The organism is Deltaproteobacteria bacterium (assembly GCA_005879535.1).
GTDB lineage: Bacteria > Myxococcota > Myxococcia > Myxococcales > 40CM-4-68-19 > 40CM-4-68-19.
Window position 1 is genome coordinate 1 of sequence record VBKI01000041.1, and the last position, 21,720, is coordinate 21,720.

Sequence of the window (21,720 nt, forward strand, 5' to 3'; positions counted from 1 at the left end):
CGCACGTCTCGAGCGCTGGCTCAACGAGACGGTGACCGCGGAGCAATGCAGGAATGGACGGTTCGTCGAGGCGCCGCTCGTCCACCCGAGCGCCACGTTCCGCCGCGAAGCGCTGGATGGCGGCTGGGAAGATCACGGCTGGGCGGAGGACTGGGACCTGCTGCTGCGCATGGTCGAGCGGGGATGGGAGCTGGCGAAAGTGCCGCGGGTCCTGTTGCAGTGGCGGGATTTGCCGGCGCGTCTCACTCGCACAGCCGCTGCATACGGCCGATCCGCGATGTTCCGACTGCGCGCGCACTACCTCGCCCGCGGTCCGCTGCGACAGAAGCCGTTCGACATCTGGGGCGCCGGCCCGACGGGGAAGCGGCTCGCGCGCGAGCTCGAAGCGCACGGTCTGCGGCCTCGAGCGTTCTACGACGTCGGCCCGCGCAAGCGGATCGCGCGCGGCACGCCGGTGCGCAGCGCCGCGGATCTGCCTCCACCCGGAGATGCGCTGATGCTCTGCGCGGTCGGCGCGGCAGGGGCCCGCGAGGAGATCTGCGCCCTGCTCGAGGCCCGCAAGTACCGGGAGGGAGAGCATTTCCTCTTCGCGGCGTGAGGAAGGTCACACCCGAGGTTGCGCTGTGGTAATCGATGCTCGTGGCATCGCTGGAGCCCATCGCTCGCCTGCTCGCGGAGCGCCAGGCGCTGCCGGGAGCGCTCCTCAAACGCGCACAGAGCGAGTCGCCCACGAAGTCGGCGTTCCTCGATGCGGTACTGGAGCTCGGGGTTCCGGAAACGGACCTGGTCTCGATGATGTCGGAGCAGCTCGGGATTCCCGGCGTCGATCTGGCCCGGACGGCGATCGACCTTTCGATCCTCGACTCGGTGCCGAGACCGGTGGCGGAGTCGGACATCGTCCTGCCCCTTTCCATCGAGGGGGGCCGGCTTCACGTCGCCGTCAGCGCCGGGGCCGACAACTACGACGTGCTGGAGGAGCTGCGGTTCATCACCGGGCAGGAAGTCTCTCCCTATGCGGCGCTGCCGGGCTCTCTCACCCAGGCGATCGCCGCGGCGTATGACGCCAAGGACCAGAACGAACGGTTCTGGCGTGGGGCGAGCGTCCGCGCCGAGGCGCCGGCGACGTTCGCGGTCATCCTGCCGGAGATCCGCCGCGGTGCTGCCGGGGCCGCGCCACCCGACGCGGCCCTCGAGTCCGTCGAGGAGCTCGAGGAGCTGGAAGAGCTGCGGGAGCCCGAGGTCGAGCTCGAGGTGGGGAACGGCGAGGACGAGGAGGTCCTCGATGCCGTCGAGGTTCGCGCCGGTCCGCCCCGGATCCTCGCGGTGGACGACGATTTCGACATCCTCCGCATGCTGGATCGGACGCTCAAGTCCGCCGGGTACGTCGTCGAGCTGGCGCGCGACGGGCGCGAGGCCGAGGAGAAGCTGAACAGCGAGAAGTACGACTTGATCCTGCTCGACGCAATGCTCCCCCACGTGCATGGGTTCGAGATCTGCGCCCGGCTCAAGGCCAGCGTGCGAACGCGATCCACCCCCGTCATCCTGGTCAGCGCGGTCTACCGCGGCTGGCGCTACGCGCACGACGCGCGCGAGACGTTCGGCGCGGACGATTACCTGGAGAAACCCTTCCACCTTCCCGAGCTGCTCCGGCGGGTCGAGGAGCGGCTTTCGGGCGGCGCGAACTCCGCGGCCTCGAGCGCGAAAGGAGACAAGCTGTACCAGGAAGGCATCGATCTCCTCGAGCAGAAGAAGCCCGCCGAAGCGCGGGCTGTGCTGGAGAAGGCGATCAAGGAGGAGCCTTTCTCGCCGCGCGCGCATTTTGCGCTCGCCCGCGCCATGCACGACCAAGGGGAGCTATTCCACGCCATCACGGCCTACGAGCGCGCCGTGGAGCTGCGGCCGAATCTCTTCCAGGCCCTGCGCGCCCTCGCCGGCCTCTACGAGCAGAAGGGCTTTCGGCGCAAGGCGGCGGAAGCGCTGGAGCGCGCCGTCCACACTGCTCCCGACCCGCAGACGAGAGACGCGATGCGGCAGCGGCTGCTGCGGCTGCTTTGAGCCATGGACCCGCGCGCCGGCGTCACCCCGTCGATCCGGAATTTCGCGCACGCCATAGACCGCCAGCGGCAGGCGCTGGAGCGGATTCCCGTGCTCGACGCGCAGCGCGCCGATCTCGAGGAGACGGCCCGGGCGCTCGACGAGGCGGAAGCGGCAGCACTCGCCGTCGCCGCGGGAGACGATCTCGGCCGCTTCGCGGCGGCATCGCGAGCAATCTCGATCCCGCTGCTTCGCGCGGACGTCCTCGCCGAGGAGTTTCGCATCTACGAGTCGCGCGCGGCGGGCGCCGACGCGATCCTGCTCCGCGCATCGGCGGTGCCGCAGGAACTGCTCACGCGGTTGGTGCGCGCAGCGACTTCGACGCACATGGCGGCATGCGTCGCGTGCGCCAACGCCGACGAGCTGGCGCGCGCGGCCGCGGCGCGCGCGCCCGTCCTGGCGCTCGAGCCGGCCCTCTTGCATCTGCCGGTTCCACCGCGCACCTTGGTCCTGGCGCTGTCGTTCGCGCCGGCGGTCCGGGGTCGCGCGGACGCGGCGCTGGATCACACCCTGGTCGACGCGGCGTCGTTCCGCCGCGCGCTCAGCGAAGAGGACAACTGATGCCGCCTCCGTTCCGCAAGCACGTGTTCATCTGTCTCAACGAACGGCCGCCGGACTCCGAAAAGGGCGACTGCACGCGGAAGGGGTCGCCGCAGGTGCTCAAGAAGTTCAAGGCGGCGCTGCGCGACCGCGGGCTCGACGAAGAGATCCGCGCGAACAAGGCCGGCTGCCTCGACAACTGCGAGAACGGCTGCTCCGTCGTCGTGTATCCGGAAGGAGTCTGGTACGGCCACGTCACGGAGGCCGACGTCGACGAGATCGTCGACAAGCACCTGGTCCAGGGCGAACCGGTCGAGCGGCTCCGCCTGTACAAGCGCTGACGATCAGTTGAGAAAGTGCGAACCGTCCTTGAGGCGGCGGAGTCGCGCGCGCAGCACCAGCGCATCCGAGGCGTTCGGATCCAGGTAGAGCACCTTCTCCAAATCCGCCGCGGCTGCTGCCGAGCCGCCGAGCTGTTCGTACAACTGCGCCCGCTCCCGCAGACCGCGGACGTTGTCGGGAGCGAGGAGCAGCAGGCGGTCCACCGCCGAGAGCGCCCGGGGGAAGTCGTTGCGACCCTGGTAGACGGAACGGAGGTTCTGCAGCATCCGCACCAGGATCTCGCGCGGCTTGGCGGCGCGCAGGAGCCGGGGATCGAACTTCACCTGATCTCCCACGGCGGATGCGAGGCGGCGCTTCAGCTCGTCGAGGCCGAGAAGCTGTCCGCGGTGGAACGGGTCGACGACGAGTTCTCCTTCCGCGAGCCGCACCTTGCAGAGGAAATGGCCGGGAAAGCCGACGCCCTCGACATTCAGCCCGCAGCGCTTCCCCACCTCGATGTAGACGATGCAGAGCGTGAGCGGGATGCCCGTGCGTCGATCGAGCACCTCGTTGAGGAAGCTGTTGCGCGGATCGTAGTAGTCGTTGTGATTGCCGCAGAAGCCCAGCTCGTGGAAGAGGTGCGTGTTGATCCGGCCGACGCGGCGCTCCGGCGTGGCTCCCGCCGGCAGTCCCGTCTGGACGCCTTCGGCCAGGCGATCCAGCAAGCGCAGATATTTCCCTTCGTCGAGGTCCGGGTACTCCTCGCGCGCGACCGCCAGAGCGGCCCGGACCAGGTCGATGGACTCCTGGGCGATGTAGCGCCGCAGGAGCCGGCGGGATGCGTCTGCTGCGTCCATCGGAACCGCCATCGTATCACGCGTTCAGAACGCCTCGTCGATCAGCCGCTCGAAGTCGACCTGCGTCACCGGCCGCGGATTGGAGAGATGGCAGGCATCCGCCAGCGCTTTCTGCACGATCTGCGGAATCATCTCCCGCCGGACCCCCGCCTGCGACAGGCGGCGCGGGAGGCCGCAGGCGCTGCGCAGATTGTCGATCAACTCGACGCAGAGGTGAGCACGTTCCTGCTGGGACAGCTTCGGGTCGGCCCCGAGCGCGACGGCGGCGTTGGCCAGCCTCTCTTCGACGGCGACCCGGTTGAAGTTCGTGACGGCTGGAAGCATCAACGAGTTCGCGAGGCCGTGATGCGTACCGGCAACGGGCGTCAGGGCGTGCGCAACCGAGTGGCAGGCGCCGAGCCCCTTCTGGAAAGCGATGGCGCCGAAGGCGCTGCCGAGCAGCATCTGCTCGCGGGCTTCGAGGTCCTTGCCGTTCTGCACGGCGCGCTTGAGGTGCGCGCCGATCCGCCGCAGACCATCGATGGCGATGGCGTCGGCGAGAGGATGATCGCCCTTCGCGACGTACGCCTCCAGGTTGTGCGTGAGCGCGTCCATTCCCGTCGCGGCGGTGATGAACGGCGGCAAGCCCACCGTCAGCTCCGGATCGAGGATGGCCGTCTTCGCCATCAGATGCGGCGAGAAGATCACCGTCTTGGTCCCGTCGATCACGAGCACCGTGCTGCGGCCCACCTCGCTGCCGGTGCCCGCCGTGGTCGGTACCTGGACGATGGGAGGCACCCGCGCGGTGATCTTCGAGTCACCGCCTTTGGCGTCGTCGTACTGCGCGAGCGGCGGCTCATGGTTGACCAGCAGAGCGACGGCTTTGGCCATGTCGAGAGACGCGCCGCCGCCTATTCCGAGGACGCTGTCGGCACCGGCGGCGCGATACGCCTCGATTCCTCGCAGTGCGTCCTGGTCGGTCGGGTTCGCCTCGAACTCGGTGAACAACCGCGTCTTGATACCGACTTGCTCGAGCAAGGGCGTGACGAAGCGCAGCAGTCCCGCCTGAAGGATGCCCTTGTCGGTGACCAGCAGCGGCCGCGAGGCGCCGGCGCGCTTCAGCTCGTTGGGCAGCTCCTGGATCGCGCCCTTGCCGTAGACGATGCGGGTGGGGAAGCTCATCACGCTGGCCATGTGCGCCCTCTCAGATGATCTCGAAATACCGCTCCAGCTCCCACTTCGTCACGGCGCTTTCGAACTGCCGGCACTCCCATTCCCGCGTCCGGACGTAATGGTCGACGAACGTCTCGCCCAACAACTCACGTGCCTGCTTCGATTCCGAAAGCCGGGCCGTGGCTTCGCGCAGCGAGGCGGGCAGAGGCTCGCCGTTCGCCTCGTAGCCGTTGCCCTTCGTCTCCGGCGGCAGGGGAAGCTCGTGCTCGATGCCGTACAGGCCGCTCGCGATCGACGCGGCCATCGCGATGTAGGGGTTCATGTCCGCCGCTGCAAACCGGTACTCGACGCGCGTCGATTGCGGCGAGCCGCCGATCACCCGCAGCGCCGTGGTGCGGTTCTCCACGCCCCAGGTCGCCATCGTCGGCGACCAGGCACCTCGGACCATCCGCTTGTACGAGTTGATCGTCGGGGCAATCAGCGCGGTGAAGGCGGGCATCAGCGCGATCTGTCCGGCGACGAAGTGCTGCATCGCCTTGCTCATCGCCTGGGGCGCACGAGGGTCATGGAACGCCGGCTCCCCGGAGAGTGTCCACAACGACTGGTGCAGATGCCCGCTGCACCCCGGCAGCTCCTTGTTCCACTTGGCCATGAAACACGGCATCACGCCATGCCGCGCGCAGATCTCCTTGGCGGCGGTCTTGAACAGCGCCGCCTTGTCCGCCGCGCGCAGCAGGGCGTCGTAGCGGAGCGCCGCCTCGTACACGCCCGGGCCGGTCTCGGTGTGGAAGGCCTCCAGCTCGATGTCGAAAGCAGCGAGCTTGTCCTGCAGATCGTGCACCAGCGGGGCATTCTCCGAGGCGCGCAGCCAGGAGTAGCCAAACATGCCCGGCGAAAGCGGCGTCAGGTCGCGATAGCCCTTGGCGCGCACCGACTCCGGCGTTTCCTTGAAGAGGAAGAACTCGTACTCGGAGGCGCACTTCACCGTGAAGCCCATCGCGCGCGCCTTCTGCTCGACCTTCTGCAGCAGGCCGCGGGGAGAGACGGGAACGTCGAAGTCGAGCAGGAACGCCCCGGTCCCCTCTTCCCAGGGAATGCGCCGGTACGTGGAGAGATCGACGGTCGCGTGCGTATCGGGGTACCCGCTGTGCCATCCGGTCACGGCGGCGTTGTCGTACAGCTGATCCCCGCTATCCCACCCGAAGATCACGTCGCAGAACCCGAGCCCGCCCTCCGCGACGCTCCAGAACTTGTCCAGGGACACGTACTTGCCGCGCAGCACCCCGTCCACGTCGAATCCGCCGAGCTTCACCTTGCGAATGCCGTGATTGCGGAACTCCTCGCGCAGCCGCTCCAGCTGTGCTTTCCGCGATTTGGGCGTGTCCATGGCAGACGAGCGTGGAGGTTGCGGCGCTGCGCGTCAAGGCCGGCCGGGTTAGATTGTGGCGAGCATGCAGAAGGGCCTGTCCAGTCCGCGACTTCTCATCGTCCAGACCGGGTCGACGCAGCTGCACGGCGACTACCCGCGCTGGTTCGAGCGCACCCTTGGATTCGAGATGCCGGTCACGCGTGCGCATGAAGGAGAGCAGCTTGGGCCGGCGCTCGATCGCGTACGCCCGCGCGGGATCATCGTCAGCGGCTCTCCTCTCAGCGTGACGGAGAAAGCGCCCTGGATGCTGCGGCTCGGCGACGATCTCTTGCGCGCCGGTGCGCGCGGGATCCCGGTCCTCGGCGTCTGCTTCGGTCACCAGCTTCTCGCGCGCGCGGCGGGCGGAGACGTCGTCGAGAATCCCCGCGGCCGCGAGATCGGCACTGTCCGCGTCCAGCTGACCGAACCAGGACGCAAGGACGTTCTCTTCGCCTGGGCTTCTGGCGCGGAGATCGAGGTGCAGGCGACGCATGTCGACGCGGTCGATCCGCTACCACCCGGAGCGACGGTGCTGGCGTCGAACGAGAACACCGCGGGGCAGGCCTACCGGCTCTCCGAAACGATCGCGGCCGTGCAATTCCATCCCGAGCTCTGGGCCGCTGCGATGCGCGACTTGATCCTCTCGCGCCGCGAAAAGCTCGCCGCCGAAGGCCTCGACGCCGGCGCTCTTGCAGGACAGGTGCGGGAAGTCGACGCCAGCGCCATCCTCCGCGCATTCGCCGGACAGGCCGAGAGGGCTTAGGCGCGCATTCCGCCCGGCGTGCTAATCGCGAAGCGCTTTGACGCAGGCGTCGAGCCGGGCGCGGAACTCGTCGCCCGAGTCGAGGAACTGCAGTCCGGCGCCCGCGCGCACGCCGCGTCGACGCGCCTCCGCCGTCAGCACCAGGTGGACGACCTCGGCTCGCGTCTTCACCGGGGGCAACCCGTCGGGGAGCGCGAGGGAAAGCTCGACGATCTCGCGCAGGGGTGGAGGGTTGTCGGTGGCGATGAAGATCCCGCCCCGGCTGATGTTCGCCGAGTACGCCTCGAGAAACTCGCGCGCCGACTTCCAGCTGACCCGAAGGTGCGCGGGCATCCGAAAACAGGCACGGCGATCACCGTCACGGACCGTTTGCTCCTTGCGCGGCGGCCGGCCCGGTCCGGCAACCCCGCGGCTGCGCAGGATGACGTCGAGGAACGCGCGCGCGTCATCCGACAGCTCGTTGAACACCACCCAGAACCCGGCCTCCTTCCCGGATTCGTCCCGAGGGGGTGCGACGGTGCCGGTCGCATCGAGCGGCCGTGCCGACCCCGGCAGCGACAGCCTCAGCGTGACTTGCGACCCTTCCTTCGGACAGAGGAGGGAACGCACGAAGATGCCCTCGGCTCCGACGCGGGCGGTGGTGGTCTGCAGGGAGAGGCCTCCTCCGGAGAACCTCACCGGGACGACGAGTTTGACGGTAGAAGACATGACCGGATGATCACAGTAACACGGGAATCTCACAGTGCAGCTCCATTCCGTCCAGATGCGCCGCGCACCGGATCGCACCGATTCGTACACCCGCCGCCGCGGCCCGCCGCAGCGCGCGCGCGAACGCCGGATCGATGTCGTCGTCGGTCGCCACTGCGCGCACGTCCCCACGCTGTGCACAGAGCACGACCGCACAACGGCGTCCGCGTCGGGCAAGATGGGAGAGCAGCGCCAGATGTCGCAATCCGCGCACCGTCGGCGCGTCAGGGAACAAAGCGACTCCATCGCGCGCGGCGCCGACGGACTTCACCTCGCAGAGGACATCGCCCGGCTCGAGCAGCAGATCGATCCGGCTGGAACGGACGGCGATCTCGCGACGCGAGACGCGCAGGCCCCAAGGCAGGATCCTCGCTTCCAGAGCGGCGGCCACGAGCCGCGGCGCGCCCCCGGGATCGAGGGACACCCAGGCGCCGGAGCCAGATCGCGCGAGCAGCGCGGTGTACTTCGTTCTCCGCAGCGGTCCGGCGGCCGCCACCAGCGCCACCTCGCGCCCCGGCATCAGAAGATCGAGGCAGCGACCCCGGTCCGGCACATGCGCCTCAACTGTTCGCCGCCCCAGCTTGCAAACCGCCAGGAAGCGGTTCGGACGTTCGACGAGGAAGGCCGTACGGGCGGCCCCGGGCCAGCGGTGCGGAATCAACACGGGCCTCTGGATAATCGGCGGCGACATCGATCACCACGACGTGGACACGGCGCCACCGCTTTGGTAGCGAGACGCTCCTTGGAACTGATCCGCCTCGAACGCGCGGTGATCGGGTACCGCACCCCGCTGCTGCCGCCGCTCGATCTCGCGGTCCGGGCGGGAACGACGCTGGGCGTCCTCGGTCCCAATGGCGCGGGGAAGACGGCGCTGCTCAAGTCGCTGCTCGGGCTTCTTCCACTGCTCGGCGGCAGGCGGATACTGCCGCACGGACGGTCGCCGCGCGTGGGATACGTTCCGCAGCGCGACCGCCTCGACATGAGCTGGCCGCTCACCGTTCTCGACGTGGTGCTGATGGGCCGCGCGCGGCTGGTCGGACCGGCGAAACGGTACAGGGAACGCGACCGCCGCGAGGCGCGCGCTGCCCTGCACGAGATCGGCGTCGGCGACCTCGCCGACCGCCCACTGTATGCGCTCTCCGGAGGCCAGCATCAAAAGGTCTTGATCGCCCGCGCCATCGCGGCCGAGCCCGAGCTTCTCGTCCTCGACGAGCCAACCAGCGCAATGGATCCTGCCGCGGAGAGGATCCTGCTCGACCTGGTGGCGCGGCTGAAAAAAGCGCACAACCTGAGCGTCGTGCTGGTGACGCACCAGCTCACCGCCATCCCCGGCTTCGCCACCGAGGTGGCGCTGGTCGATCGCGAGCGCGGCCTGTTCGAGGTCGGCCCGGTGGAACGGATGATCGATCCCGACAAGCTCGGCCGGCTCTACGGCCGCGAGGTGCGCGTCGCCAAGGTGGGAGACGCCACCGCGATCGTCATCGGCAACGGAGCGCCCCGGTGAGCGGCTTCGCGGACTTCTGGGCCGGCCGCGACCTCTGGCGCGAGCCGATGATCGCCGGCGTCCTCGCGGGCGCCGTGCTCGGGTACATCGGCGTCTTCGTGGTGCTCAAGCGGATGGTGTTCGTCTCCGCGGCCCTGAGCGAGATCTCCGGCGTGGGGGTCGCGTTCGCCTTCTGGCTCGGCGCGGTCCTCGGCATCGATCCGCACGCGCACGCCACCATTCCCTTGCTGCTCGAGCCGACCTGGTTCTCGCTGGTCTTCGCCTGTCTGGCGGCAGCGCTCTTCTCCCTGCGCCCGGGGCACCGCAAGCTGGCGACGGAGACCATCGTCGGTCTTGGCTACATCATCTCCAGCGCCCTGGTGCTGGCCATCCTGAACAGCCCCCGCATCGCGCAGGAAGCGCATGCGGTGGGGGACATTCTCTTCGGCAACGCGGTGACCGTGCCGCGAAAGCAGATCGAGGCGCTCTTTTCCGCGGCGCTGGCGGCCGTCGTCGTCCACGCCATCCTCTTCAAGGAGCTGCTCTTCGTCAGCTATGACCCGGAGACAGCGATGGTGCAGGGCATCGGCGTCTTCCGCTACGAGCTGCTCCTCAATCTCGCCACCGCGGTGGTCATCTCGGTCGCGACGCGGGCCGTGGGAGCGCTGCCCGTGTTCGCCTTCAGCGTCCTTCCCGCCGCCGCGGCGCTGATGTTGACCGATCGCATGCGGTTGACCATCGCACTCTCGGTCCTGTTCGGCGTCGTCTCCGCGGCGGTCGGCTATTATGTGAGTTGGGTCGAGCAGTTACCTACGGGTGCGACCATGGTCGTCGTCGCCTCGCTGTTTCTCCTGCCTGGCCTGGTGAAGATCCTTCGCCGTAGCTCCGTCTGAGGGCGCATGAGAATCGCTCTGCTGTTGCTCGCGCTCGCGGCGCCCGCCACCGCGCAGCAGGCTGATGCGGGCGTTCCCCAGGATCTGGAAAAGGAACTGGAAAAGGCGATCCAGGCGGACACCAGTGCGGCGGCGCAGCAGGGTCAGAAAGGACCGCCGGCGCCGGCCCCCGCCGTGACGTCTTCCACCGGAGGCGCGCCGCAGACGCTATTCCGCGGCGCCCAGTCTTTGAATCCGGACATGAGCGCCATCCTCGATGCGGATTTCGGGTGGCAGCGGCGCGCTCCCCAGTTGCTCAGCGGCGACGATACCGACCTGCACGCCGAAGGAACCCGGCATGCGGTCGGATTCACCGCCCAGGAAGTGGAGCTGGCGTTCTCGGCGATCGTCGACCCGTACTTGAAGGGGGAGGTCTACCTGACCATCCCCAACCTCGAAGGGATCGAGGTCGAGGAAGCGTTCGCCACCAGCACGAGCCTCCCCTGGAACCTGCAAATCAAGGGCGGCAGCTTCCGGTCTGCCTTCGGACGCCAGAACGGGCAGCACTTGCACGTGCAGGACTTCACCCGGCGGCCGCTGATCAACGCGGCGTTCCTCGGCGCGGATGGCATGCGCGGGCCGGGCGTCCAGCTCAGCTGGCTGGCTCCGTTGCCGTTCTTTCTCACGTTGTATGGAGAAGCGTTTTCGCTCGGCGGAGATGCCGCGGATCAGACGGGCGCGCTTCCGCAGCCGGTGGCGAGCTTCGGAGCCGACCGCAGTACCCGTCCCACGCTCGCCGCGGAGGCGAAGGCGTTCTTTCCGCTCGGGGAAAGCTGGTCGGTGTATTCCGGGCTGAACTTCGCCTCGGGCAAGTCGCCAGGCGTCTCCCTCGGCGATGCCGGCACCACCGGCGTCGGCCGCGAGGCGCAGCTCTACGGTGCCGACGTGTATTTGAAGTGGAAGCCGATCAACGTCGCCCGGGGATACGAGTCGCTCGCCTTCCAGGCCGAAGCGATCGTCCGCCACTTCGGCTCGGGCGACGGCCTGGAGGACGAATGGGACGGAGGCGCCTACGCGCAGATCGTCGCCCAGTTCGCGCGGCGCTGGTTCGTCGGCGTCCGCGGCGACGTCGTCGGCGTTCCGTCCAGCTCCGTCCTCGCCCGCGCCGAGCGCGTCGGCCTGTCGCTGACGTTCCAGGGCAGCGAGTTCTCGCGCGTGCGCGGATACCTCGAGGCGGAGCACGCGACGGCTCCTTCCTCCGCATTTCTTCCACAGGCAATGCCGCAGTGGGCGCCCGCAGCGTATCTGCAGCTCGAGTTCTCCATCGGAGCGCACGGCGCTCACTCCTATTGAATTCCGCGCGTTCGCGGAGGTCGAAATCCCATGGTCGCATTCCTCGCTGCGCTGCATGTCGTCTCGTCGATCCCGACGCTGGGATCGCTTGCGAAAGAGGTCGGCGGGAACCACGTCGAGGTGGAGTCGTTGGGCAAGGGCTACCAGGACCCGCACTTCGTCGAGCCCAAGCCCAACCTCATGCTGGTGCTCAACCGCGCCGATCTACTGTTGCACGTTGGGCTCGAGCTGGAGATCGGCTGGCTGCCGCCGCTGGTGCTCGGCTCGCGCAACCCGAAGATCCAGCCGGGTGAGCTCGGCAACCTCGATTGCTCCCGGGCGATCCCCGTGCTGGACATTCCCACCACCAAGGTTGACCGCTCGATGGGCGACATCCATCCCCAGGGGAATCCGCATTACTGGCTGCCGCCCGGGAACGCGAAGATCATCGCGCGTGAGATCGCGCAGCGCCTCGAGCAGCTCGATCCGGAGAACCGGGCGGACTACGAGAAGAACCTCGCAGCGTTCAACGCCCGCGTCGACGCGAAGCTGAAGCAATGGGCGCCGATGGTCGCCCGGATGAACGGGACCAAGGTCGCGACGTATCACAAGAGCTGGACCTACATGTCGCAGTGGCTGGGGCTCGAGGAGATCGGGTACGTCGAGCCCAAACCGGGAATTCCCCCCGATCCGCAGCACCTGGCGCGCTTGATCGCGGTGATGAAGCAGGATCGCGCGCAGCTCCTCCTGGTCGAGGACTTCTACAACAAGAGCGTCGCTTCGCTCGTAGCCCAGAAGGCGGGCGCGAAGATGCTCGATCTTCCCACGGACGTAGGGGCGACACCGCAGGTCAAGGACTGGTTCACGCTGGTCGAGACCGTGCTCAAGGCACTTTCCTCGTCAGTGTAGGATTGCAGTAAACTCGCGCCGTGCTGCTCAAGCTCGCCCTCTGGCACGATGTGCAGGAGTACCTGGAGCGGAGGACGGACGTCGTCGTCCCCTTCGGCAGCACCGAGCAGCACGGCCCTTCCGGCCCGCTCGGCACCGACTCCATCGTCGCGGAAGAGCTCGCCAACGATCTCGGCGAGGAACGGCGGGCGATGGTCGCTCCGGTCATTCCCTTCGGCGTCTCGCAGGTCCACGGTGCGTTTCCGGGCACGATCTCGCTCAAGCCAGCGACCGTCCTCGCTCTGGTCACCGAAGCGATCGAGAGCCTCGCACAGCAAGGGTTCCGCCGCTTCCTGATCGTGAACGGCCATCACGCGGGAAAGGCGGTGCTCGACCTCGCCTGCGCGCAAGTCCACGCCGGTCTCCCGGGCGTGCGCTGCCTCTCGGTGCAATGGTGGGAGCTTCCGGAAGTGCGCAGCGTCGTGCTGGAGATGTTCGGCGCCCGCGAGGGTCACCACGCCACCCCCGGCGAGCTCTCGGTCGTGCGCCGGTTCTATCCCCGGGCGGTGGTCGACGTTCCCGCGATGGAGCGATTCGAGCCGGTCGCGCAGCCGGTGGCGTGGAGCGCCGACGATTTCCGCCAGCGCTATCCCGACGGGCGCGTCGGCAGCGATCCCGGGCTCTCCAGCGGCACCGCGGGCGATCGCATCTTCGCCGCCGCTTCCCGCGCGCTCGTCGAAGTCCACCGCAGGTTGGTCGAAGACCCCTGAAGTCGGCTCACCGGAGCACCTTCATCAGCACTCCGATCAGCACGCCAAGCGCCACCAGCGCCACCAGGATCGAGCCGTAGCCCACGAGGGCCTGCCGGAACGTGGGAGGCGGTGGCTCGTCCGGCGGCGGCGGGTGATGCTCGACGACCTTCTTCTCCGGAGCTTCGGTCATGTCACTCGCCTGAGGAGGACCGGCGTGCCGTCGTCGGCCTCCGCCCACGTCGCGGCCTCGTGCTCCTCGATCCAGCGCGGCAGATGGTGCTGCGCGAGCAGGCCGAACAGTGCGTTGTCCCGCGAGACCATCTCGTAGACTCCGAAGCCACCCTGCTTCTCGAATCCGCGGAACAGTGCCCGCCCCACGAAGACGAACAGGCGCTGCAGCGAATGCGAGGCGGGAGAGACGGCCATCACCAGGCGCAGCGTGCCGGACGGAAAGACGAACTTCTCCCGCAGCGGAGGAGCAAGCTCCCAGACCTGCACATCCCGGCGCACGAACATGGAGTCCTCGCCGCAGGCCGTCACGTACGCCTCGAGCGCATCCTCCGAGAGGGCGGCGCCGCCGTTGTAAATGTCTCCACGGTCGTCGTGCATCTCCTGCCAGTTGAGGCGGCCGAGGAAATCCCGGGCCACGCCGGTGAGCAGCGTCGAGGCACCGTCCAGGTCGCCCTGGCTGAGCGCCCGTCGGATCGCGCCCGACGCGTCCGCGGGCATCGGAACCGAGAGCTGTTGTGAGACGGAGACGTGGAGGGGACAGGTGAGCGCCGGACGGCCGACCCGGGTGCGTTCCGAGGCGAGGATCGCCTCCGTGCGCGCGCGGACCCCGGCGTTGCGGGCCGTACCGCGGGCGCTCTCGTTGATCTTCTCCGCAATCGAAACCTTGATGTGACCGAAAATGTGGTCCTCGAAGGTCGCGACTTCGGGGGCGGCGCCGTAGGAGATGAAGATGCCCGCTTCCAGCTCCTCGCCCTTCGCGAGAGCGATCTCGCCCTCGCGCTCGTCCTCGAGGCGACCCATCTCGGCGTGCAATGCCCTCAGCCGGACTGCGGGGTCTTCCCCAGAGGCCTGGTCGACGACGCCCTTGCGCTGGCCATCCTGCGCCGACTTGACGGCCTGGCCGAGCTGCTGGCGCCGCTGCTTGAATGTCTCCTCCACGGCCGCGATGGCCTTCGCCACCGTCTCGCGCGAATTCTCGCTGTCCAGCCTGCGGGCGTAACTGCTAAGGGCGCTGCGGATGTCCTCCGCCAGCTCGAGCAGGGCGACGATGTCGCCGGAGAAGCTCACCGCGTCGCCGAGCAGGTTGTTCAGGTAGATCCCGCCCTTGTCCGCGAGATGGGCGGCTCCCTGCGCATGGCGGGCCGCGGCGGTGAGAATGGGCCCGTAGAACTCGCGCGAGAGGAAGTCCGCGACCACCGCTTCCTTGAGGAATACGGTGCGCCGGGTGAAGTCCTTCACGTCGCAGAAGAGATGCCCCATCTGCGGCGCCTTGGCGCGAGTCCGCAAGAGCGGCCGCTCCTCGACCCCCACGAAATACAAGCGGCCGTGCTCGTACTCCGTCTCGATCCCGTCGACGCTCTGCAGCCTCCAGCGCAGCATCGGCGGCCAACGCGGCGACGGCCGTCGCCCAGGCGCGGATCGTGTGTTCCTGCGGAATGGCGCCACCGCCGTCCTCGTCCTTCCATTCCTTCGCCACGGTGCCGAGCGCCTCGATGGCGTCGGCGGCCGCATCGCTCGTGGCCGCCTTCGCCACGGCGCGAGACTTCTCGTAGAGCTCCTTGCGCGCCGCCGGCGTCGCCAGGACGCGCTCCAGCGCGCCGGGGCCGCCGTAGAGTTGCGCGGGCGAGAGGCCTTCCACCGAGAACGGCGGCGCTCGGCCGACCTCGGCCATCCGCACGACCGCCAGCAGGTCCGAGCGAAGCCGGCCGAGCGCGACCTGACGCGACGCCTTCCGCATCGCCTCCTTCGAGCCCACCAGCTCGGCGGCGACGTCGGCGGCGACCGACTCCGCTGTCCCACCCTGGATCACCTTGTGCACGTGGTGGTCGATCCTGGCTGGCGCCTCCGCGAAGAAAACGCCATAGCCGCCAAACCCGCTGCCCCACACGCTACGGATGCCTCCGAGCCAAGGCAGCACCCCCGTCGTGGCCTCGCACGCCGAAGCGAAGGGGCCCTCGAGCGCGCCTCCCTCGCGGACCGCGAGTCGGAACGCAAGCCGAAGCCCGGCAGCCACGCCGCCATGGAGCGCGCGTCCTGTGGGGCCGCTGATGGGAAACTGCCGCAGGGCCGCGAGCGCCTCCTGCGACAAGGCCCGCAGCGCGAGCAGCGCCACGTACGAGGTGGGCTCGAGCGGCTCCCTCCCCGCGGTCTCCGCTTGCGTCCGCCGCAGCAGCGCATTGAGCGTTCCGGCAAGCGCGCGGCCCGGCCTTCCCGAGGTGAGCCAGCTCGCCACCAGGCCACAGTCCAGCGCCGGATGAAGCTCGGGCGCCTCGAGAAAAGCATTGCGGACGTTCTCCGCCTTCGCGCTCGAGGGGGCATTGAACGAGGTCTGCCGCGCGGCGCGGGGATCGAATCCGTCGAGCAGGATGAGGCTGTCGTATTCGCTCTCCCGGAGGGTAGAGCGGTGGCGGAGCGCGAGGAGGAAGAAGAGGTCGCGCACGGCGGAGCGCAGGACAGCGCGCACGCTTTCGTCCACGTGCACGGGGACGCGCAGGTCGGCGAGGGAGGTCCCGAGATGGAACCGCAGCGTCCGGGCGTCGAGCCGCAGCATGTCCGAAAGGGTCCGGCCCTGCGCGGACTTGCAAAGTCGCGCGATCAGGTCGAGGCGCTCTTCGGCGTATCCCACGCTGGGCACTGTAGCAGCGATCTTCCTGCGAATCGGCTTCCCATCCGCTGGCCTTCGCAAGTATCTTGCGCCCTTCCCAGGAGCCGCCGGCGATGAAGAAGATCGAGGCCATCATCAAGCCCTTCAAGCTCGACGAGGTGAAGGAGGCGCTCGCGGACGTGGGCGTCCTCGGCCTCACGGTCACCGAGGTGAAGGGGTTCGGCCGTCAGAAAGGACACACCGAGCTCTATCGCGGCGCGGAGTACGTCGTCGACTTCCTGCCAAAAGTGAAGATCGAGATCGTTCTGGCGGACGAGATGGTGGCAAAGGCTTTGGAGGCGATCGAGCGCGCCGCGAAGACCGGGCGCATCGGGGACGGAAAGATCTTCGTCTCCACGGTGGACGAAGTGGTCCGGATCCGTACCGGCGAGCGCGGCGAGCCGGCGCTGTAATCAACGCAATTTTCACAGACAGGGGCAGCACAAATGCCGAAGGGCAAGGACGTCATCGGGTTCGCGAAAGACAAGCAGGCCGTGATGGTCGATCTGAAGTTCATGGACTTCCTCGGCCTCTGGCAGCACTTCACCATCCCGATTTCGGAGCTGAGCGAAGCGGTCTTCGACGAAGGACTTGGATTCGACGGATCGTCGATCCGCGGCTGGATGCCCATCCACGCCAGCGACATGCTGGTGGTGCCGGATCCGGAGACCGGGCAGATCGACCCGTTCATGAAGGACGCCACCCTTTCCCTGATCTGCAACATCGTCGACCCCATCACCAAGGAGCCTTACGCGCGCGATCCCCGGTTCATCGCGCAGAAAGCCGAGCGCTACCTGAAGCAGTCGGGCGTCGGCGACGTCGCCTACTTCGGGCCGGAGATCGAGTTCTTCATCTTCGACGGCGTCTCGTATGACAACAGCGTGAACCACGCCCACTACAAGATCGAGTCTCGCGAGGGCCAGTGGGAGACCGGTCACGCGCGCGAGACACACTGGGACGGCACCAGGGTCGTCGAGCGTCCCAACCTGGGCTACAAGCCGCGCTACAAGGAAGGTTACTTTCCCGTCGCGCCCATCGACTCGCTGCAGGACATCCGCACCGAGATGTGCCGGGTGATGGAGCAGTGCGGGATCCAGATCGAACGCCAGCACCACGAGGTGGCCACTGCCGGCCAGGCGGAGATCGACATCCGCTACGACTCGCTGGTGCGCACCGCCGACAAGCTCATGTGGTACAAGTACGTGATCAAGAACGTCGCGCTCCGCAACGGCAAGACCGTGACGTGCATGCCCAAGCCGCTCTTCGGCGACAACGGCTCCGGCATGCATACCCACCAGTCGATCTGGAAGGGCAGCAAGCCGCTCTTCGCCGGCGAAGGCTATGCCGGCATCTCCGATCTGGCTCTTCACTACATCGGTGGCGTCCTCAAGCACGCCCGCGCTCTGGCGGCGTTCTGCAACCCGACCACCAACTCGTACAAGCGGCTGGTCCCAGGGTTCGAGGCGCCGGTGAATCTGGCCTACAGCTCCCGCAACCGCAGCGCGGCCATCCGCATCCCCATGTACTCACCGAGCCCCAAAGCCAAGCGCATCGAGTTCCGCTCCCCGGACCCGAGCTGCAACCCGTACCTGGCGTTCGCCGCCATGCTCATGGCTGGCCTCGACGGCATCGAGAACCGCATCGACCCGGGCGACCCGCTGGACAAGGACATCTACGGGCTCTCTCCGGAGGAGCTGAAGGACGTTCCGAAGATGCCGGGATCCCTGGAGGAGGCGCTCGGGGAGCTGAAGAGGGACCACGAGTTCCTCCTCAAGGGCGACGTGTTCACCTCCGACGTGATCGAGGCGTGGATCGACACCAAGGTGGAGAAGGAGCTGAACCCGGTGCGGCTGCGGCCGACGCCGATGGAGTTCGCGCTCTACTTCGATATCTGACGGACCCCGGACTTTGACTTCGAGGCCCCCGGGAGTATTGCTCCCGGGGGCTTTGCTTTCGATGAACCGGGTCATCCTCCTGCTGCTGATCGCCGCCTGTACCCCCGCGCACACGCGGCGTACCGCCGACCCGCGCGCGCTCCGCGGAGTGAAGCTGGGCGTGCCGGTGCCCGCCGACGCCCGCCCGACTCCGGGCATCGGATGTGGACAGATCTCGCAGGACCTCCCGCAGCGCGCATACAAGGCGCTCGTCGCTTCGTTCAGCGACGCCGGCGCCGAGACGAGCAACTCCGATCGCGCGCCGTGGGTCCTGACCGTCGCCCTGCGGGAGGCGACCCTCGGCGAGGAGAACACGCGGCCGCGGCGGACGGATCGTCCGCCGGCGAGTCCGGTCCAACCGGTAGGCCCGGACGCGCCGCCGCTCGACCAGCCGCAGGCGAGCGTCTTCAACAGTGGGAACGGCTCCGCGGTCGTCGTCCTGGACGCGACGCTTGCGCGCTCCGGAGACACGGTCTGGATCGGCACCGTCACCGGCCACGCGCAGTCCGCCCCCTGCGTGCAGGCCATCGACAAGGTGCGCGAGGCTCTCTTCGACGCGATCGACGAGTTGCGCGACCGCGTGCTGCCGTTGATCAGGGGCGCTTGAGCGGCGGCACCAGCGCCATCCTGCTCGGAGCGATCGCCGGCGCGGCCGTGGCGACGCTTCCAGGCACCGCGGGCGTGACCCTCGCGGTCGTCGGCGGCCTTCTCGGCGCCGCGATCGGGGCGCGATACGGGCAGCGGCAGATGGGCTTCTCGCTCTGGTCGCTCGCGGTCGGAGCATTCGCGGTTCCGGTGGTCACTCTGGCCGTTGCCCCGGGCGCCGACATGGCGATGCACGTGGCGATCGCGCGGGGCCTCGTCCACGGCGCGCTCTCGCCGGCGTGGCCGGGCGTCCAGGCCGGTGCGTATCCGCGCGGGTTCTCCGCGGTCGTTGCGCTGCTGTCGCCGCTTGGACTCGCGCGCGCCGGTCTGCTCGCCGCCGCCGCGTCGTATCTCGTCTTCTGGGCCGGCCTCTCCGCCGTACTCCAGGGACCGTTGCGCGCGCCCGCCGCCCGGACGGTGGCGGCCGTTGCGGTGCTGCTCTCCCGGACACCGCAGATCTTCTTCGACTGGGGTGGGAACCCGACGGCGATGGCCATCGGTCTCGCCCTGTTCGGCGCCGCACAGGACAATGCTCGATACGCTGCGCTCTGCCTCGGCGGAGCGGCAGCGACGCATCCGATGGGAGCGTGCGCCGGCGCGTTGCTGCTGGCGCTCCGCTGGCGAACCCCGGCCCTGGCGGTGGCGGGCGGCGTGGCGTTGGCGGCAGTGCTGGCAGCGCTGGCGATCTGGGGGCCGCAGCTCTCCCCGCGCGAGACCGCCTGGCTCCGCGATTACGCGGTCCAGCACGAGCGCGTTGGGAGCGGCGTTCTGGGCGATCCGGCGAACATCGCCACGGCGGTGGCCGCGGCATTCCTGCTGTGGAAGCGACGGTTCCGCCTCGTCGCGGCTTCCGCTGCGGCGCTTCTCGGACTGGTCGCGTTGTTCGCGCTCCTTCCGCAGGCGGGCCTGTACCCTGTGCGCTTCGCTCCGCTCCTGCTGGTTGCCGTCACGCCGTTGTGGGCGCACGCCGGAGCAGGCCGGATTCCGCTGCTGGCGCCACTCGCGCTGCTGGCGGCGCTTCCGGGGCATTGGCGCTGGTACCAGCGGGCCGAACCAATCGCGACCGCCGCGGACGTCGCCGCGATCCGGTGTGTCGCGCACGAAACGCCGCCATCCGCGGTGATCGACGGCGCCTACGGTGACGCCACGCAATGGATTCCCGCGCTCGCCGGCCGCGCCGTGACCCGGCCGCATCGACACGTCAGCCTCTTCGACGAGACCGACGCCGCGCTCGCACGGCTTCCGAAAGCCACGTTCCGCTTCGTCGGCGAGCAGCTCCGCTACGGCGAGCCCGCGCCGGGATCCGGCGGAGATCCGCTCTGCTCGGGAAGGCTGCTACGGCTTCAGTAACGGGGCCGGGCAAACTCCGGTTCGCGGCCAGGAGCGAGCACCTTGCCTCGTTTCCAGAGGATGTCCTCGCAGCGTTCGAGAAGCTCCCCAAACCCGCGGCGCTTCGTCGACGACACCGCGACTCCGTCGTCCCGCAGCGCCAGCGTCGCGGCAGCCTCGGGAGCGCGGTCCGCCTTGTTGTAGACGAGCAGCCTGGGCGTGGCGGCGACGTCGAGGGTGGAGAGAACGCGCTCGACGGCCTGCGCCTGCTCGTCATGGCGGGGATCGCTGGCGTCGACGACGTGGAGCAGGAGGTCGGCGTCCTCCAGCTCTTCCAGCGTGGCGCGGAACGCCGCCACCAGATCCTTCGGGAGATCGCGGATGAACCCGACCGTGTCGGTGATGATCACCTCGCGGTCGCGGGGAAAGCGCAACCTCCGCGAGGTCGGATCCAGAGTGGCGAAGAGCTTGTTTTCGGCGAGGACCGCCGAATCGGTGAGCGCATTGAGCAGCGTGCTCTTTCCCGCGTTGGTATAGCCGACGATGGAGATCACCGGGACCCCGGTACGGTTGCGCTGGCGGCGCCGCGTCGCGCGGTCTCCGGAGAGACGGTCGATGCGCGATTCCAGCGCGGAGATCCGCTCGCGTACCCTGCGACGATCGATCTCCAGCTTCGTCTCGCCGGGTCCGCGACCCCCGATTCCACCGGCGAGGCGCGAGAGCGAGTCGTCCCTTCCGACCAGCCGCGGCAGCAGGTACTTGAGCTGCGCCAGTTCCACCTGCAACTTGCCGTCGGCGCTTTGCGCTCGCTGCGCGAAGATGTCGAGGATGAGCTGCGTCCGATCGAGAATGCGCAGCGAGGTGGCCTCGCCGATGTGGCGCGCCTGCGAGGGAGTCAGATTCCGATCGAACACGAGCAGGTCGGCTCCGAGCGCCATCGAGCGCACCAGGATCTCCTGCAGCTTGCCTTCGCCGATCAGCGTGCGGGGATCGATCTCGCGGCGCGCCTGCAGGATCACGTCGAGCACCTGCACGTCCGCGGTGCGCGCCAGCTCCTGGAGCTCTTGCAGCGAAGCCTCCGCCGCCGTCCGATCGCCGGTATGGACGCCGACGAGAATGGCGCGCCCGGCGACGCCGACGGCGCGGACCGGAGCGACGCGAGCCATCTCCTGCTCCAGCGCTGCGATCTGCCCCTGCGCGTCGAACTCCAGCTCGTAGAGGCTGGGAGCCTCGGCCAGGTTGTACAGGTCGCCCGACGTGTTCCACGGCATCAGCGTCGCGACGTAGATCTTGCCCGGGAGGCCGTCCTCGCTGGCGACGATGGCCGCGACGGCGTCCAGCCGCAGCAGCACGAGGTCCGTCAGGTCGTCCCGGGTAAGCGGCTCGTCCTTGAGGTGCGTGTGCACCAGGCGCAGGCCACGGAGGCGCGCATGGCCGGCGCGGGCGCGGCCGATGTCCGGCAGCACGAGCTGGCGCGCGTCTCCCACGATCACATGCTCCACCTCACCCCGGCGGTTGATGAGCACGCCGAGCTGTCTGCCGATTTCTCTCGACAATTCGGTGAGATGGCGGGCCAGTTCGGGGGAAACAAGCTCGCGCTGCTGGACCCGCCGGCGGCGGGTGGCGAGCAGGCGCTTGCTGTGGCTGGCCTTGAGTCCGGCTGTGTTTCCGAAAAGAGCGTCCTTCACTGGAGCCTCGTATGTAACACGCGCGAGCCTTTGCTACATT

The 21,720-nt window shown here is 68.5% G+C and carries 20 protein-coding genes; 13 read left to right on the top strand and 7 right to left on the bottom strand.

Annotated elements, in window-relative coordinates; translation table 11 throughout:
• Window positions 1-633: 633 nt before the first annotated feature.
• From E6J58_02945 to E6J58_02955, 3 genes are read left to right on the top strand one after another with little or no spacing between them, the layout of a single operon-like run.
• The gene (locus E6J58_02945) at window positions 634-2,055 is read left to right on the top strand and encodes a response regulator (protein TMB41465.1); all 1,422 of its coding nucleotides are present in this window, start codon (window positions 634-636) and stop codon (window positions 2,053-2,055) included.
• A gap of 3 nt (window positions 2,056-2,058) precedes the next feature.
• Window positions 2,059-2,655 carry a hypothetical protein gene (locus E6J58_02950; GenBank protein TMB41466.1) on the top strand — a complete coding sequence of 199 codons (597 nt, stop codon included), beginning with the start codon at window positions 2,059-2,061 and terminating at the stop codon, window positions 2,653-2,655.
• A complete protein-coding gene (locus E6J58_02955; GenBank protein TMB41467.1) occupies window positions 2,655-2,975 on the top strand; it encodes a (2Fe-2S) ferredoxin domain-containing protein in 321 nt (106 codons plus the stop codon). The genes E6J58_02950 and E6J58_02955 overlap by 1 nt, the downstream gene beginning before the upstream one ends.
• A gap of 3 nt (window positions 2,976-2,978) precedes the next feature.
• Here the strand turns inward: E6J58_02955 and E6J58_02960 are convergent, their stop codons facing one another.
• From E6J58_02960 to E6J58_02970, 3 genes are read right to left on the bottom strand one after another with little or no spacing between them, the layout of a single operon-like run.
• Window positions 2,979-3,824 carry a tetratricopeptide repeat protein gene (locus E6J58_02960; protein ID TMB41468.1) on the bottom strand — a complete coding sequence of 282 codons (846 nt, stop codon included), beginning with the start codon at window positions 3,822-3,824 and terminating at the stop codon, window positions 2,979-2,981.
• A 12-nt stretch (window positions 3,825-3,836) separates the two neighbouring features.
• Entirely contained in the window at window positions 3,837-4,985 is a 1,149-nt protein-coding gene (locus E6J58_02965; GenBank protein TMB41469.1) for an iron-containing alcohol dehydrogenase, read from the bottom strand.
• 10 nt (window positions 4,986-4,995) lie between these two features.
• A complete protein-coding gene (locus E6J58_02970) occupies window positions 4,996-6,351 on the bottom strand; it encodes a glutamine synthetase (protein TMB41470.1) in 1,356 nt (451 codons plus the stop codon).
• A 64-nt stretch (window positions 6,352-6,415) separates the two neighbouring features.
• Between E6J58_02970 and E6J58_02975 the strand changes: the two genes are divergently transcribed.
• Window positions 6,416-7,135, top strand: a complete 720-nt coding sequence (locus E6J58_02975; GenBank protein TMB41471.1) for a GMP synthase — start codon at window positions 6,416-6,418, stop codon at window positions 7,133-7,135.
• Between the two features lie 21 nt (window positions 7,136-7,156).
• Here E6J58_02975 and E6J58_02980 read toward each other — a convergent pair whose 3' ends face one another.
• Both E6J58_02980 and sfsA read right to left on the bottom strand, forming a co-directional pair.
• Window positions 7,157-7,843: a TIGR02266 family protein gene (locus E6J58_02980; protein TMB41472.1), complete on the bottom strand. Its 687-nt coding sequence runs from the start codon at window positions 7,841-7,843 to the stop codon at window positions 7,157-7,159.
• A 10-nt stretch (window positions 7,844-7,853) separates the two neighbouring features.
• Window positions 7,854-8,573, bottom strand: coding sequence for a DNA/RNA nuclease SfsA (gene sfsA / locus E6J58_02985; protein ID TMB41473.1), 720 nt, complete (start codon window positions 8,571-8,573; stop codon window positions 7,854-7,856).
• Between sfsA and E6J58_02990 the strand changes: the two genes are divergently transcribed.
• Genes E6J58_02990 through E6J58_03010 form a run of 5 tightly spaced genes read left to right on the top strand, consistent with a single transcriptional unit; the run spans window position 8,436 to window position 13,227 of the window.
• Window positions 8,436-9,386: an ATP-binding cassette domain-containing protein gene (locus E6J58_02990; GenBank protein ID TMB41474.1), complete on the top strand. Its 951-nt coding sequence runs from the start codon at window positions 8,436-8,438 to the stop codon at window positions 9,384-9,386. The genes sfsA and E6J58_02990 overlap by 138 nt on opposite strands.
• Window positions 9,383-10,258, top strand: coding sequence for a metal ABC transporter permease (locus E6J58_02995; GenBank protein TMB41475.1), 876 nt, complete (start codon window positions 9,383-9,385; stop codon window positions 10,256-10,258). Before E6J58_02990 ends, E6J58_02995 begins: the two co-directional genes overlap by 4 nt.
• A gap of 6 nt (window positions 10,259-10,264) precedes the next feature.
• Window positions 10,265-11,590 (top strand): hypothetical protein, encoded by a 1,326-nt coding sequence (locus E6J58_03000; protein TMB41476.1) that lies wholly within the window; start codon window positions 10,265-10,267, stop codon window positions 11,588-11,590.
• A gap of 30 nt (window positions 11,591-11,620) precedes the next feature.
• Window positions 11,621-12,478, top strand: coding sequence for a zinc ABC transporter substrate-binding protein (locus E6J58_03005; protein TMB41477.1), 858 nt, complete (start codon window positions 11,621-11,623; stop codon window positions 12,476-12,478).
• 20 nt (window positions 12,479-12,498) lie between these two features.
• Window positions 12,499-13,227, top strand: a complete 729-nt coding sequence (locus E6J58_03010) for a creatininase family protein (GenBank protein TMB41478.1) — start codon at window positions 12,499-12,501, stop codon at window positions 13,225-13,227.
• Window positions 13,228-14,443: 1,216 nt separating this feature from the next.
• On the opposite strand, the gene E6J58_03015 is transcribed toward E6J58_03010, so the two are convergent.
• Complete coding sequence (locus E6J58_03015; protein ID TMB41479.1) at window positions 14,444-16,066, bottom strand: hypothetical protein; 1,623 nt, start codon at window positions 16,064-16,066, stop codon at window positions 14,444-14,446.
• A 92-nt stretch (window positions 16,067-16,158) separates the two neighbouring features.
• Between E6J58_03015 and E6J58_03020 the strand changes: the two genes are divergently transcribed.
• The 4 genes from E6J58_03020 (at window position 16,159) to E6J58_03035 (ending at window position 20,013) form a co-directional block, all read left to right on the top strand.
• On the top strand, window positions 16,159-16,497 hold the full coding sequence (locus E6J58_03020) for a P-II family nitrogen regulator (protein ID TMB41480.1): 339 nt from the start codon (window positions 16,159-16,161) through the stop codon (window positions 16,495-16,497).
• 33 nt (window positions 16,498-16,530) lie between these two features.
• Complete coding sequence (gene glnA / locus E6J58_03025) at window positions 16,531-17,979, top strand: type I glutamate--ammonia ligase (protein ID TMB41481.1); 1,449 nt, start codon at window positions 16,531-16,533, stop codon at window positions 17,977-17,979.
• Window positions 17,980-18,040: 61 nt separating this feature from the next.
• Entirely contained in the window at window positions 18,041-18,625 is a 585-nt protein-coding gene (locus E6J58_03030) for a hypothetical protein (protein ID TMB41482.1), read from the top strand.
• Window positions 18,622-20,013 (top strand): hypothetical protein, encoded by a 1,392-nt coding sequence (locus E6J58_03035; GenBank protein ID TMB41483.1) that lies wholly within the window; start codon window positions 18,622-18,624, stop codon window positions 20,011-20,013. The genes E6J58_03030 and E6J58_03035 overlap by 4 nt, the downstream gene beginning before the upstream one ends.
• Here the strand turns inward: E6J58_03035 and hflX are convergent.
• Window positions 20,007-21,680 carry a GTPase HflX gene (gene hflX, locus E6J58_03040; protein TMB41484.1) on the bottom strand — a complete coding sequence of 558 codons (1,674 nt, stop codon included), beginning with the start codon at window positions 21,678-21,680 and terminating at the stop codon, window positions 20,007-20,009. The genes E6J58_03035 and hflX overlap by 7 nt on opposite strands.
• Window positions 21,681-21,720: the final 40 nt, after the last annotated feature.

Excerpts from the sequence above, each read along its gene's own strand:
- E6J58_02945 (TMB41465.1), top strand. The coding sequence starts at position 634 with ATGCTCGTGGCATCGCTGGAGCCCATCGCTCGCCTGCTCGCGGAGCGC.
- E6J58_03020 (TMB41480.1), top strand. The coding sequence starts at position 16,159 with ATGAAGAAGATCGAGGCCATCATCAAGCCCTTCAAGCTCGACGAGGTG.
- E6J58_03030 (TMB41482.1), top strand. The coding sequence starts at position 18,041 with ATGAACCGGGTCATCCTCCTGCTGCTGATCGCCGCCTGTACCCCCGCG.
- E6J58_02970 (TMB41470.1), bottom strand. The coding sequence starts at position 6,351 with ATGGACACGCCCAAATCGCGGAAAGCACAGCTGGAGCGGCTGCGCGAG.
- E6J58_02950 (TMB41466.1), top strand. The coding sequence starts at position 2,059 with ATGGACCCGCGCGCCGGCGTCACCCCGTCGATCCGGAATTTCGCGCAC.
- E6J58_03005 (TMB41477.1), top strand. The coding sequence starts at position 11,621 with ATGGTCGCATTCCTCGCTGCGCTGCATGTCGTCTCGTCGATCCCGACG.
- E6J58_02955 (TMB41467.1), top strand. The coding sequence starts at position 2,655 with ATGCCGCCTCCGTTCCGCAAGCACGTGTTCATCTGTCTCAACGAACGG.
- E6J58_02975 (TMB41471.1), top strand. The coding sequence starts at position 6,416 with ATGCAGAAGGGCCTGTCCAGTCCGCGACTTCTCATCGTCCAGACCGGG.
- E6J58_02965 (TMB41469.1), bottom strand. The coding sequence starts at position 4,985 with ATGGCCAGCGTGATGAGCTTCCCCACCCGCATCGTCTACGGCAAGGGC.
- E6J58_02990 (TMB41474.1), top strand. The coding sequence starts at position 8,436 with ATGCGCCTCAACTGTTCGCCGCCCCAGCTTGCAAACCGCCAGGAAGCG.
- sfsA (TMB41473.1), bottom strand. The coding sequence starts at position 8,573 with ATGTCGCCGCCGATTATCCAGAGGCCCGTGTTGATTCCGCACCGCTGG.
- E6J58_02960 (TMB41468.1), bottom strand. The coding sequence starts at position 3,824 with ATGGCGGTTCCGATGGACGCAGCAGACGCATCCCGCCGGCTCCTGCGG.
- glnA (TMB41481.1), top strand. The coding sequence starts at position 16,531 with ATGCCGAAGGGCAAGGACGTCATCGGGTTCGCGAAAGACAAGCAGGCC.
- E6J58_03000 (TMB41476.1), top strand. The coding sequence starts at position 10,265 with ATGAGAATCGCTCTGCTGTTGCTCGCGCTCGCGGCGCCCGCCACCGCG.
- E6J58_02980 (TMB41472.1), bottom strand. The coding sequence starts at position 7,843 with ATGTCTTCTACCGTCAAACTCGTCGTCCCGGTGAGGTTCTCCGGAGGA.